The following is a 12,879-nucleotide window of genomic DNA, read 5'->3' as shown; positions in this document are numbered from 1 at the left end:
AGATTCAAGATTTGGGAACGATGATGCGGGCTACCTTGTTCAGTCCGACCAGGGCCATCAGTTCAGCCACCAGATGATGCGGACTGCGGATCACCACCTCACGCCCGGCCGCCTTCAAGGGGGTCAGGCAATTGGCCAGCTGGCTGGCCGAGAAAAAGTCCATCCGGCTGACACCGGAAAAATCGATCACCGGCAGCTCGACCTGGGCAAGTGCGGCAGACAATTCGGTAAACCGCTGATCGCGCAAATCGCCGTGCAGGAAGTGCGCATCATCGAGCACGGGAGGACGGGCAGGCGGGGTACCGCGAACAATCGGCGAGCTTTCCCAGGAAGGGGGAGAACGTTCGAAGGTGATCGCATAATCGACCGCCCGCTCTTCAAAAGCATCCTGCGCCGCATAGCGTTGCAGCAGCTCCAGCAGCAGCAGCCATGCCGGTTCATGACTGGCCGTTCCGGTCTGCAGGCGTTCATTCAGGCGGACCAGAAAAGCCTCGACACCGTCGACGGCAACCGCAACACCTTCGCGGCGCGCCTGAGCCAGCATGGCCGCCAATTGCCCGGCCACCTCATCGTCGCAACCGATCAGACGACTGCAATCGATCCGGACCGGCTGGCGTTTGGCCAGCACCCCGGCGATGTTGGCCACACTTTTCAGATCTTCCGCGGTCAACACACCCTGCAAGGTAAAAACGCCGGACAGGGTGGTGGTAGCCAACGCTTCACCCACGGCCTCGCGCCAGGCCGGTGGCGATGTTTCACAGGCCTCGGCAAATTCAATGCCGAGTTGCTCGAAGGCAGGCCGGTCGCCGATGACTTGCAGGAGATCGAACAGCAGCATCCAGAAACGCCGCCCTTCGCTACCCTGGTAGTGACGGATCAGGGTTTCAAGAACGCTGCGGGCTGCCGCATCCTGGCGGTTGGCAAACAACAGGACGATACGCTCGACCTCGCCCTGCGCCGGATCAAGATCGTGCTCGACATTGATGGCCATGACGCTGGAGTCGGTAAAATCGCGCTCGAACTGCGAAATGGTGAAATCCAGATCGTCGTTCGGCTCCGGCGAACGCGGCAGTGGCTTTGCCGCCGCAGCGACCGGCGGAGCGGCTGGCTGGGCCGCTACCGGCTTGGGCAAGGGTGTTACGGTAAATTCAAGATCCGGCAGAGGCTCGCTCAACGCCTCGGGTGCGGGCGGCGGCGAAAAAGGCGGCACAACCGGCTCTTGGGCTCGAGGCTGGGCAGCCGGGCGCTTCGGCATTTGCTGAGGCTGCTTCTTGAAAAAGGAAAAAACCATGACGACTCCGCGTACAGAGCCGGTGTTTTAGCATGCTCCCCGGCCTCACGCAATCACCAGCCCGACAAGGATCAGCAAGACCGCCAAAACAGGCCCGAAAGGCTGGTCCAGCCCGAGGGCGAGCAGGAAGGCGGCGACATAGGCCAGCACCCCGCTCAACACGGCCATGCGCAAGCCTGCCGCCCAGCGCGGTGCGCGCCGGAAAGCCAGCCAGGGGGGAATGAAGACCAGCGCGAAAGCGCCCATCACGCCCATGCTCATGGTGGCCAACGCCAGGCACAAAGCGGCCAGCACATCGAACCCGGTCTGGACAGGCCAGGTCTTGAGACGACGAATCCGGAAGAAATCAGGATAGACATGCGCCAACAGGAGATGGGACGATAGCTTGCGAAGCAGGATCATGACCAGCAAGCCACCACCGGCGGCCAGCCAGAACTGCTCGGTGGCAGCGAAATAAAGCTGGCCATCGAACAACGCATGGCCGAGACGCTCGGCCATCGGATGATTGGCGGCGAGCAGGACGGAGACGGCCCAGCCGCCGATCAGCAGCAAGGCAAAGCTGGCTCCCCCGTCGAGCCGTCTGGCAAACAGGCGCTTGGCCGCACCTGCCAGACCGGCGGCGGCAACACCACCGATCATCGGCACCATTCCGCAAACCAACGCCAGCAAAGCGCCGGCAGCGGCCACGTGCGAATAGGCCAAGGCAGCCAGCCACTCGTCACGCAAACGCAGGTAGCAACCGAGCAGCGGCAGGACGATAGCCAGCACCAACCCGGTCAGGAAGGGAATCAGGAACAGTTCATTCCACATCACGACCTCCCAGCGTCACGATACGATCGCAAGCCGCCTCGACAAATGCCGCATCGTGGCTGACAACAATCATGCCGACGCCTTCGCGGGCGCGATCGTGCAGATGGGCCGTCAAATGCCGTACCCCTGCCGCATCGAGATTATTGGTCGGCTCATCGAGCAGGATCAGGTCGGCCGGGGCATGCAGAATGGCCCACAAGGCAAGATAGTGGCGCTGCCCGCCGGACAATCGATCAAGCCGCAGGTCGAGCCGTTCGCTCAGCCAGGACGGCAGCCCCGCGGGGCTGGCCGCTGTCAGGGCAAGCAGTTCGCGCCCCGACAAAGGCAAACCATCAACCGGTGGTACATCCTGCGTTTGCAGGGCAAGCCGCAAGCCGGGCGGTTGCACGATGCGGCCTGAAAAAACTTTCGCCCGGCCGGCCAGCGCAGCGAGGACCGTGCTCTTTCCTGCCCCATTGGGTCCGGTCAGGCCGACGATTTCACCGGCCGCCAGACTCAGGTCGAGCGCCGGCGTAACAGGCTGTTGCCAGCCTGCCACCAGATTTTCAACAGTCAATAAAATCGTCAACGGACAGCTTTCTGCAAACGCTGGAGGGTGTCATCGAACAAACCGAAAAGGTCCTTCGCTTCGTTCGTCCCGCCCACCGTATAAGGCAACAGCACCGCCGGAATGCCGGTCTTTCCGGCAATCCACTGGCTGGGCCCCTCTTGGTTGTAGGCGGTGCGCAGGACCATTTTTGCCGGCGCACTCTGCTGGCGTGCCAGCAAATTCCCGAGATGTCCGCTGCTTGGCTCAACGCCAGGCTTCGGTTCAAGCATCCCGACTTCTTTCAAGCCCAGCCATGCGGACAGATAAACGAAGGACGAGTGATGCACCAGCACCGGCACACCGCGCAATCCAGCGGCCTCCTTTTCCCAGCGCCCGATGGCTGCCTGCCATTTTCCGGCGAACAGCTTGTAGGCCGCCTGGTAAGCCGCGGCATTCGGTGCATCGAGTTCGGCCATGCGGGCAGCCAGCGCCTCGCCCACCTTGAGCACATTACGCGGATCAAGGTGAATATGCGGGTTGCCGGCGGCATGCACATCGCCATGCGCCCGATCCAGTACCGTCGGGATATCAAGGCGCGAGACGTAATTGGCCGCTTCGAAATACCCCGGTCGACCAACCTGGATGGCCGAATTTCCCGAATCACGAATAACCAGCGGCAGCCAGCCGATTTCCAGATCGGCGCCCGCCGCGACAAGCAGGTTCGCCTGCCGCGCCTGCGCCAGCAGCGATGGCTTGGCTTCAATCCGGTGCGGGTCCTGGAACGCATTGGTCGCACTGTAGACCTTGACCTTGTCGCCGCCGATCTCACGCGCCAGGCTGGCCCACTCCGGCACCGTGGCAAAAACGTTGAGACTGGCCCAGGCCGGCAGTGCCGCCAGCATCAGCAGCAGGGAGAATAATCGTTTCATCGTCCGCTCCTAGAACTTGTGTGCGCCATGCGCACCCAGGCTCATGATGTACTGCATGGTGATCTGGTTGTCGGTCACGCCCTGCATCGATTTATCCTGGGCGAACTGCAAACGGACGCGGGAAAACTCGCTCCAACTGTAATCGACCATGGCCGTCGATTTCTTCGGTTTGTAGGCGTCGACCGCGAGATTCGCCGCATTGATCCCGAAATCACGCGTTCCGCTGTCCAGTTGCTCATAGCGCAGACCAGCCCGCCAGTTCGGCGTGAATTGATAAATCCCTTGCGCGTACCAGCCCGACTGCCGGGTCCGATAAGTCCCCGTCACCTCGGCAGCACAGGCATTGCCGACCGCATTCTCATCCTTGCAGGTCATGTTGCCATCTTCGCGCCGGACGAAATACTCGCTCTGGAACTTGAAATTCTGATATTTCGGATTGCCGTTCGGCGCCCACTTCCAGACAAAATCAGCCAGCCAGGTCGCCGAGTCGCCGGCAAAGAAGCCTTGCGCCTCAAGCCCGCCAACATCGCGGAACACCGACTCACGCTCACGGGCCGACGTTTTCAGGTAAGACACGCCGGCGCGCCAGTTGTTAGCCTCACCCACGTCTCCACCAAGATGGGCAAAGACCGCACCGCCGCCGCTGCCGTTCTTGTTGCGGTCGCTGCCGGGGAAATTGGCACCGCGTCCGAATTCGGCACCGAACTCAAGAAATAGCGGCGTCGGCGCCAGCCATTTCAACTGGATACCATCCTGCGCATAACCGCCCTCGGTACCAAACATCGCCTGATACATCAGCGGTGCGTCAGCAAAATCCCAGGTATGCGGATGCTGCTCGTTGAGATAGCCGATGCCGGAACGGAAACGACCGCCCTTCAGACCGATGCCCTGGCCGAGACCCAGCGACTGGAACCACGCCTCCTCGACTTCGGCTTTGCCGTCGACCGCCGCGATGATCGCCTGGCCGCGCCAGTTCGGATCAATGTTGGCTGCAAAGACCAACTCGGTGTGATCGACCGAGAAGCCGCGCTTGTTGATCCCCTCGATCGCGCCCGTGCCATGGTCATGGCCTCCGGCCGGGACGAAGCCGGTGATGCCGCGTCCGGCACCATTCTTCATGTCCTTGTACTGGCCTTGCAGAATCAGCGACACCTCGGGATTGAAGCTGCTGGCGGTGTTTTCGGCGCGATTGCCGGTGACCGTTTCTGCTACGGCAGACTTGCTTGTCACCGGTGCAGCAGTGCGGACTTCATCCCTGGCTTCGGCCTGGGCCAGCTTTTGTTCGAGCGACGCAATACGCTGCTCGTAGGTTTTTTTCATCTCATCGATCTGGCTGCGAATGGCCGCAAGATCGCTGTCGGTAGCCGCCTGTGCGCCGCAGGAAGCGGCAAGCAGAGCAGCCATGGCAAATGGCTTGTGCATGGAATTCTCCTGAAAATGCGTTTCGCGACCGCGCACGCACAGGAATACCCCGGCGGCTGCGGTCGACTGTCAAAAACGAACGATTTTCAGGAAATGGGCGGGTCGCGCTGACGGGTCAGCGGAGGGGGAAACGCAGTTCGCCCGGGATGCGGCACCTGTTCGGGACGAACATATTGAGCCAGCACCGGCGGCAAGGCGGTGAGCGAGGGCAAGGCGGCACCCAGATCGTGCGCCGCCAGGCACAACTCGCACACATGATTCGGCAACGCCCCTTCCTTGTCGACCGCATGGTCGATCGCATGCGCTCCCGCCGCCAGTTGGGCGAAGAAGAGAACAGCAACAAGAAGGAGATGGCGCAGCGGATTCACTGGGTAAGTTTAATCGACTTGAACGAGCAGGCCTTTGAGATATTCGCCTTCGGAAAAGTTCAATGCCACCGGATGATCGGCCGAACCGGCCAGGCGTCGCACGATGCGCGCCTCGCGCCCGGCATCAAGCGCCGCCGCGGCAACGATCTTCTGGAACAATTCCAGGCCGATACCGCCGGAACAGGAATAAGTCATCAGCAGCCCGCCCGGTTTGAGCAAACGGCAGCCGAGGATATTGATGTCCTTGTAGGCCCGCGCAGCACGATCGGCGTGCGATGCCGAGGGTGCGAACTTGGGCGGATCGAGCACGATCACGTCGAACAACTTGCCCTCCTTGCGGAAATCGCGCAGCGCCTGGAACACGTCCGCTTCCTGCCATTGCGCCCGTTCGGCCGACAATTGCGGGTTCAGTGCCAGATTGGCCCGCGCCTGAACCAGCGCCGGACCGGACGAATCGATCGACAGCACGCTGCTCGCCCCGCCGGCCAGCGCCTGCAGCGAGAAGCCGCCGGTGTAGCAGAAACAGTTGAGCACATCCTTGCCGGCCGACAACTGGCCAAGCAACTGACGGTTGTCGCGCTGATCGAGATAGAAACCGGTTTTGTGCCCGCCAGCCACGTCGACCGCAAGACGCACACCGTTTTCCAGAATGCTCAGCGGCTCATCACGCGCTTCGCCGAGCAACCAGCCGGTCGCCGACTCCAGGCCTTCCAGGCCGCGCACATCAGAATCCGAACGCTCGTAAATACGCTGGCAGCCGGTCGCCTGGATCAAGGCAGCAACAATCGCCTTGCGCCATTTGTCAGCCCCGGCCGAGGTCAGCTGGATAACCACGGTATCGCCATACTGATCGGCGATGACGCCAGGCAGGCCATCGGATTCGGCATGGATCAGGCGCAGGCCTTCTTGACCGCGCAATTCTGGCAAGGCCTGGCGACGCGCCACGGCCGCAGCAACCCGGCGCTTGAAGAAACCGTCATCAACCGACTCTTCGGCATCGAAAGTCCAGAAACGGGCGCGAATCTGCGATTTCGGACTGTAGGCCGCACGGCCCAGCGGACGCAGATTGTCAGCCAGCACTTCGACCGTATCACCCGGACGGGCGCGGCCTTCCAGACGGCCGACCGAACCGGCGAACAACCACGGGTGGCGCTTGAACGCGGAGCGTTCCTTGCCGGGCATAAGAATCAACTGGGCCATGTTTTTCTCGACAGTCAAAGCAAGAAGCCCCGGTTACCTTGCGGCAACCGGGGCTTCGGAATTCAGCGAATGATTAACCCAGTGCCTTGCGGTTACGGGCGTGGCATTCAGCAGCGTAGATGACCTTGAACATGGTCTTGCCCGTGCTCTTGAACAGACGCTTGGTGGACTTGGAAACGCAGCGGCGTTCCAGGGAAGAACGGCGGGTACGGTTGATGGCCATGACTAACTCCTTGATTCCGGCTATTTTTCGAAACCACTAATCATAGGACGAAGGCGCACCGCCGTCAATCAAACATCAGCGTTTCGCACGCGGATGGGCCGAATCGTAGACTTTTGCCAGATGCTGGAAGTCGAGATGGGTATAAACCTGGGTCGAGGTAATGCTGGCATGACCGAGCATTTCCTGTACGGCACGCAAATCGCCCGAAGACTGCAGCACATGCGAAGCAAAGGAATGCCGCAACATGTGCGGATGAACATGGCGCGACAAACCGGCCAGTTGGGCTTGACGCGACAGGCGCAACTGAATCATCCGCTGACCGAGACGTCGACCGCGCTGACCGACAAACAGTGCCGTTTCTTCGGGCCCCGCCAGGGAGTCACGCACCTGTGCCCACGCGGCCAGCGCCTCGCGCGCCTTGCTGCCAACGGGAACCAGCCGCATCTTGCTGCGCTTGCCAAGCACGCGAATCTCGCCTTCATGCAAGGCACTGTCGAGCGCATCGCAATCCAGCGCCGCCAGCTCGGCCAGACGCAGACCTGAGGAGTAAAACAACTCGAACATCGCGATATCGCGAGTTGCCAGAACGCTATCCCCCTCATCTACCGGATCGAGTAATCGAGCAGCCTCATCAACCAACAGGGCATTCGGCAAATGCCTGGGCGACTTGGGAGGCCGAAGTCCTTCACAGGGATTGGCCGGCACCGCATCGTGCTGCCCCAGCCAGGAGAAAAATCCGCGCCAGGCAGACAGCAGGCGGGCAATTGAGCGGCCGGACAAGCCTTGGGCGTGCAACTGCCCGATAAAACGCCGAACGTGATGCAGGCGAATGTCCGCCAAGGGCAGTTCGCCGGCCAGCATCACCAGCCGCCGCAAATCACGGCCGTAATTGCTGATGGTATGCGGTGACTGCCGCCGTTGCTCGGCCAACTCGGCCAGGTAAGCATCGACGGCAGAAAGCGCTGTCACAGCACGCTCTTGGTGACCCGAGCCAGCGCGGCAGAGACCATTTCGCCGAGACGCTCCAGATAAAGCGTCCCCATGTCAGCGTAGAAGCGTTGTGCCTCTTCGCTACCCAGGGCAATCATGCCGATCGTTCCGCCACCGTTACGCAAGGCGATCAGCGCCTGCGACCGAATATGGCTGGCATGTTCGCCGAACCAGGAGGCCGTTCCGAACCCGGCGGTCGAGCCGCAGTAAGGGCGCGCCAGCGTTTCGGCAAACACCTGCAACTCTTCGCTCACTGCCGCAAATTCGGGCAAATCATCGATGTCGGCCGGCTTGTTCCACAGGCGCAAGGCAACGTGCGGCACGGAGAAATCATCGCGCAGGTGAAAATTGAGCAGGTGGATCACCGCCTGAAAAGTTTCAGCCGCCACCAGGCCCACGGCAAGGCGATGCACTTTCTCGCTAATTGCATCGTTTTCCTCGCCGAAAGCAATCAGTTCGGCCAGTTTGGTTTCCGTCTGGCGATTTTTCTCGCGCAGGGTCAGCATTTGCCGCTCGACCAGCGAAACAGCCCGCCCGCCGTGTGGATGTGGGACGAAAATCTGCGCCATCAGATCGGCATAGTGCTCAAAAAAGCCCGGGTTATCTTTTAGATACTCGGCAATTTCCTCAGGAAACAAGGCGCTCATAATTCAATTTCTCCAGAGAAGACCGTCACCGCAGGGCCGGTCATCAAAACAGCTTGGCCGGGACCGCCCCAGGCAATGCTCAGATCGCCGCCACGCGTCGTCACCTGAACCGGCGAGACCAGCAGACCACGACGGATACCGGCCACCACGGCAGCACAGGCACCGGTGCCGCAAGCCAGTGTTTCGCCAGAACCACGCTCATAAACGCGCAGCTTGATCGCATGTTCGCCGAGCACCTGCATGAAGCCAGCGTTAACCCGTTGCGGAAAAAGCTCATGGTTTTCGATCAAGGGACCATGATCGCCGACCGGCGCGCTGTCGACGCTATCAACGACCTGCACGGCATGTGGATTGCCCATCGAAACAACACTGATTTCCAGCGTTTCATCGGCCACGTCGAGCGAATAGATCACGACATCATCGTCGTGCAAAAAGGGAATTTCTTTCGGCAAAAACCGGGGAATTCCCATGTCGACCGTGACATCGCCGTTTTCTTCCAGGCGCGGCGAAATCAGGCCTTTTTGCGTTTCAACACGGATTTCGCGCTTGTCGGTCAGGCCGACATCGTGCACAAAGCGGACGAAACAACGAGCGCCGTTGCCACATTGCTCAACTTCGCTGCCATCGGCATTGAAGATGCGATAGCGGAAATCGACGCCGGGCTGTCCCGGCTTTTCGACCAGCAAAATCTGGTCGCAACCGACCCCGAAATTGCGATCGGCAAGGAAACGTAACTGCGCCGGTGAAAGATCGACGTGCTGACGAATACCGTCCAGGACAACGAAATCGTTGCCCAGACCATGCATCTTCGAGAATTTGAGTTTCACGGCCTGCCCCGCTAATTGACTACAAAAAGCATAGCAGAGACAGAGGTTTGTCTCAAATTCCTAAAGTTTTTTCTCCATCACGTAGTCGTCCATGACGAAGCCACGGCCAATGTCATCAACAATCATTTCACGCACCGTGAAACCGTATTTTTTGTAGGAAGCAATGGCTTTCTCGTTACGCTTGTTAACCGCCAGCACCACGCAGGAATGGCCCAGCTTGGCAGCTCGCCTTGCGACGTGGTCAATCAGCTCACCGCCGACGCCCTGACGTTGCACGTCGGGATGGATATAGAGCTTGTCGAGCTTGAATTCACCTTTGTAGAGCTCGCTGAACGCGAAGCCGACACGACGGCCATTATGAAATGCCTGATCGAGCCATTTATCGGCATCTTCGATATCGTCATACAGACGCTCGTGGCCATAACGCTGCTCGAGCATGAAGTCGATCTGCTCCTGCGTGATGATGCCAGGGTAAGTTGCCTGCCAGATTTCGCGGGCCAGCGCGGAAATGGCCGGTACATCGGGCGGCGTGACGGGACGAATCTCGATAGTCAGGTTACAGCTCATTTGTAGAACCTCTGCTCTCCGGGTGGCCGGGTTTTGAAACGCTTGTGCAACCAGAAATACTGCTCCGGCATGGTCAGTACCTGGCTTTCAATAAAACGATTCACGCTGGCCGTATCGGCTTCGACGCTCTCCCCCGGAAAATCACTCCAGGCCGGCATCACCTCGACTTCGTAGCCATCTGCCACCTGACGGGTAATGCACGCCACAACCTTGGCTCCCGTCAGACGCACCAACCGGGAAACGCCGGGAATGGTCGCAGCCTGCACGCCGAAAAACGGCACGAAAATCGACTCTTTGGGACCGAAATCCATGTCCGGCAGATAGTAGAACTTGTACCCGTCCTTCATCGCCTTGATGATTTTGCGCATCCCATCCTGCCTTGAAAGCAGCACGGCATCGGTAAATCGAATCCGGCCATCATAAAGCAACTTGTTGAAAACCGGATTTTTCTGGTTCGAGTACACGCTGCAGCCGCGAACAAACATCGAGATGCGCGTTGCACCGGCATCCAGGCCGACAAAGTGCGGCGAAAGCATGATCACGGGTTTGCCTTCCGGATCATTCAGGTGTTCGACCCCTTTGATCCGGATAATCCGCTCCAGACGTTCCTTCGAAGCCCACCAGCCAAGCGTTCGATCAATCACCGCGCAACTGAACGCGACAAAATGACGACGGGCGATATCCTCGCGCTCGGCTTCGCTTTTTTCAGGAAAACACAGTCGTAAATTGATCAGCGCCACTTTTCGCCGGTCACGCCCGACGGCATACAGCAGTTTTCCAAGCAAGGTGCCAATGGCCCGCAAAACAGGCAAAGGCAGCCAGTGCAACAGCCACAGGAAGCCCACAAGAATGTAAGTCAGGAAAATCTTCACGGCAGCTTGACCTCGGCCGGCGGCGGCTCGGCGCCTCCCGGATGTTTATAACGGTTGTAACCCCAGAGATATTGCGTTGGACACTGACGAATCAGCGTTTCGATTTCAGAATTGATCTGCTGGGCGCGGTCGACCGTGCCACCCGTCAAAGCCTGTTGCGGTGGGCCAAAATGCAAGCGATAACCGCGTCCGCCAGGCAAGCGTTCACCCCAGGCCATCAGGGTCGTCGCATCGGTTTCGGTCAGACGCGCCGCCAAAGTCATCGTATAAGCCGGCTTGCCGAAGAAATCGAGCCAGACACCTTCCCCAACTTTCGGCGCTTGATCGGGCAACATGCCGACCGCCTGGCCTTTTTTCAACGCCTTGATCAGCGAACGAACGCCGGACAGGTCGGCCGGCGCCAGGTGCAGGCGCTCACGCTTGCGACCATCGAGGATCATCCGCTGAATTGATGCCTGGCGAGGCGGACGATAAAGCACGGTGACATCGCCGAAGGCCGAGTAATACTGGGCTGTAATTTCAAAGCACCCCAGGTGCGGCGTCAGGAAAACGATCCCCTTGCCCGCCTGCTGGGCCGCTTCAACATGCTCCCAGCCGACCACCTCCGCCACCTGAGCGTTGGTTTGCTCCAGCGTACGCAGCCAGATACGCGCCAGTTCAAGCATCTGCTTGCCGGCTTCGGCGCTGGCCGCTCCGCGCAAAGATGGATCAATGCCGGCCTGCGCCATGTTCTCGCGTACATGCCGGCGATAGGTTGGCGAAAGCAGATAGGTCAGCCGTCCGAGCAAACCACCCAGCGCATGAACGATGCACAAGGGCAACTTGCTTAATATTCGAAAAATGAAAACCATGCGACTCCGGGGGTTGAAACCCGCCGTGAAAAGATTAATATTATGAGATCGCCGAGTTAAACAGACAACTTGCGGGGCGATTAATAAATGCCGCTAAAGCGTCACCCGCTCGTGGTCCGAAGCCGGTAACGCCGGACCCAAGGACCAACAGGAGTTACCATGAGCGAGTTTTTCTTTACCTCGGAATCCGTTTCCGAAGGCCACCCGGACAAGGTTGCCGACCAGATTTCCGATGCCATCCTCGACGCCATTCTGGCTCAGGACAAGCATTCCCGCGTTGCTGCCGAAACCCTGTGCAATACCGGCCTGGTCGTGCTGGCGGGTGAAATCACCACCAACGCCAACGTCGATTACATCCAGGTTGCCCGCGATACCATCAAGCGCATCGGCTACGACAATACCGATTACGGCATCGATTACAAGGGTTGTGCTGTGCTCGTCGCCTACGACAAGCAGAGCCCGGACATCGCCCAAGGTGTGGACAAGGCCTACGACGACAACCTCAACCAGGGCGCCGGCGACCAGGGCCTGATGTTTGGCTACGCCTGCGACGAAACCCCATCGCTGATGCCGCTGCCGATCTACCTGTCGCACCGCCTGGTCGAACGCCAGGCCATGCTGCGCAAGGACGGTCGCCTACCGTGGGCCCGCCCGGACGCCAAGTCCCAAGTCACCATCAAGTACGTCGATGGCAAGCCGTTCTCGATCGATACCGTCGTCCTGTCGACCCAGCACTCGCCGGACATCAGCCTCAACGACCTGCGTGAAGCAACCATCGAAGAAATCATCAAGCCGGTGCTTCCGAAGGAACTGATCAAGGGCGATATCAAGTTCCTGGTCAATCCGACGGGCCGTTTCGTGGTTGGTGGCCCGCAGGGTGACTGCGGCCTGACCGGCCGCAAGATCATCGTCGACACCTACGGCGGGGCCGCCCCGCACGGCGGCGGCGCATTCTCCGGCAAGGATCCCTCCAAGGTCGACCGTTCCGCCGCCTACGCTGGCCGCTACGTCGCCAAGAACATCGTTGCTGCCGGCCTGGCCTCGCGCTGCCTGGTGCAGGTTTCCTACGCCATCGGCGTGGCCGAACCGACCTCGATCATGGTCGACACGTTCGGCACGGGCAAAGTCAGCAACGAAACCCTGACCGCACTGATCAAGAAGCACTTCGACCTGCGCCCGAAGGGCATCGTCAACATGCTCGATCTGCTCCGCCCGATTTACCAGAAGACCGCCGCCTACGGCCATTTCGGCCGCGACGAACCGGAATTCACCTGGGAAGCAGTCGACCGCGCCAATCTGCTGAAGGCAGACGCCGGCCTGTAAATAAGTACAAGCGAATTAAAAAGGGAGCCA

15 protein-coding genes are annotated in these 12,879 nt (G+C 59.9%); 1 reads left to right on the top strand and 14 read right to left on the bottom strand.

Going from position 1 to position 12,879, the window contains the following annotated elements:
* Positions 1-4: 4 nt before the first annotated feature.
* The 14 genes from KI614_RS01260 to KI614_RS01195 form a co-directional block, all read right to left on the bottom strand.
* Positions 5-1,291 carry an STAS domain-containing protein gene (locus KI614_RS01260; protein ID WP_226407340.1) on the bottom strand — a complete coding sequence of 429 codons (1,287 nt, stop codon included), beginning with the start codon at positions 1,289-1,291 and terminating at the stop codon, positions 5-7.
* Between the two features lie 45 nt (positions 1,292-1,336).
* Complete coding sequence (locus tag KI614_RS01255; RefSeq protein WP_226407339.1) at positions 1,337-2,101, bottom strand: metal ABC transporter permease; 765 nt, start codon at positions 2,099-2,101, stop codon at positions 1,337-1,339.
* Entirely contained in the window at positions 2,091-2,639 is a 549-nt protein-coding gene (locus tag KI614_RS01250; protein WP_226407337.1) for an ATP-binding cassette domain-containing protein, read from the bottom strand. The genes KI614_RS01255 and KI614_RS01250 overlap by 11 nt, the downstream gene beginning before the upstream one ends.
* 26 nt (positions 2,640-2,665) lie before the next feature.
* Positions 2,666-3,559: a metal ABC transporter substrate-binding protein gene (locus tag KI614_RS01245; RefSeq protein WP_226407334.1), complete on the bottom strand. Its 894-nt coding sequence runs from the start codon at positions 3,557-3,559 to the stop codon at positions 2,666-2,668.
* A 9-nt stretch (positions 3,560-3,568) separates the two neighbouring features.
* Positions 3,569-4,981 (bottom strand): TonB-dependent receptor, encoded by a 1,413-nt coding sequence (locus KI614_RS01240; protein ID WP_226407332.1) that lies wholly within the window; start codon positions 4,979-4,981, stop codon positions 3,569-3,571.
* Between the two features lie 86 nt (positions 4,982-5,067).
* Positions 5,068-5,349, bottom strand: a complete 282-nt coding sequence (locus KI614_RS01235; protein WP_226407330.1) for a hypothetical protein — start codon at positions 5,347-5,349, stop codon at positions 5,068-5,070.
* 9 nt (positions 5,350-5,358) lie between these two features.
* The gene (locus KI614_RS01230; RefSeq protein ID WP_226407328.1) at positions 5,359-6,549 is read right to left on the bottom strand and encodes a class I SAM-dependent rRNA methyltransferase; all 1,191 of its coding nucleotides are present in this window, start codon (positions 6,547-6,549) and stop codon (positions 5,359-5,361) included.
* A 73-nt stretch (positions 6,550-6,622) separates the two neighbouring features.
* On the bottom strand, positions 6,623-6,772 hold the full coding sequence (locus KI614_RS01225) for a hypothetical protein (RefSeq protein ID WP_226407327.1): 150 nt from the start codon (positions 6,770-6,772) through the stop codon (positions 6,623-6,625).
* Between the two features lie 75 nt (positions 6,773-6,847).
* Complete coding sequence (xerC, locus tag KI614_RS01220; protein ID WP_226407326.1) at positions 6,848-7,741, bottom strand: tyrosine recombinase XerC; 894 nt, start codon at positions 7,739-7,741, stop codon at positions 6,848-6,850.
* Complete coding sequence (locus KI614_RS01215; RefSeq protein ID WP_203468328.1) at positions 7,738-8,409, bottom strand: DUF484 family protein; 672 nt, start codon at positions 8,407-8,409, stop codon at positions 7,738-7,740. The genes xerC and KI614_RS01215 overlap by 4 nt, the downstream gene beginning before the upstream one ends.
* A complete protein-coding gene (gene dapF, locus KI614_RS01210) occupies positions 8,406-9,236 on the bottom strand; it encodes a diaminopimelate epimerase (RefSeq protein WP_226407325.1) in 831 nt (276 codons plus the stop codon). The genes KI614_RS01215 and dapF overlap by 4 nt, the downstream gene beginning before the upstream one ends.
* Positions 9,237-9,296: 60 nt before the next feature.
* The gene (locus KI614_RS01205; protein ID WP_203468326.1) at positions 9,297-9,803 is read right to left on the bottom strand and encodes a GNAT family N-acetyltransferase; all 507 of its coding nucleotides are present in this window, start codon (positions 9,801-9,803) and stop codon (positions 9,297-9,299) included.
* Positions 9,800-10,675 carry a lysophospholipid acyltransferase family protein gene (locus tag KI614_RS01200; RefSeq protein WP_226407324.1) on the bottom strand — a complete coding sequence of 292 codons (876 nt, stop codon included), beginning with the start codon at positions 10,673-10,675 and terminating at the stop codon, positions 9,800-9,802. The genes KI614_RS01205 and KI614_RS01200 overlap by 4 nt, the downstream gene beginning before the upstream one ends.
* Positions 10,672-11,526 (bottom strand): lysophospholipid acyltransferase family protein, encoded by an 855-nt coding sequence (locus tag KI614_RS01195; RefSeq protein WP_226407323.1) that lies wholly within the window; start codon positions 11,524-11,526, stop codon positions 10,672-10,674. Before KI614_RS01195 ends, KI614_RS01200 begins: the two co-directional genes overlap by 4 nt.
* Positions 11,527-11,685: 159 nt before the next feature.
* Between KI614_RS01195 and metK the strand changes: the two genes are divergently transcribed.
* Entirely contained in the window at positions 11,686-12,849 is a 1,164-nt protein-coding gene (gene metK, locus KI614_RS01190) for a methionine adenosyltransferase (RefSeq protein WP_226407322.1), read from the top strand.
* Positions 12,850-12,879: the final 30 nt, after the last annotated feature.

The sequence above is a fragment of the Dechloromonas denitrificans genome (assembly GCF_020510665.1).
Lineage (GTDB): Bacteria > Pseudomonadota > Gammaproteobacteria > Burkholderiales > Rhodocyclaceae > Azonexus > Azonexus denitrificans_B.
The sequence above is the reverse complement of the archived record's forward strand: the minus strand, read 5'-3'. Positions and strand labels throughout refer to the sequence as shown.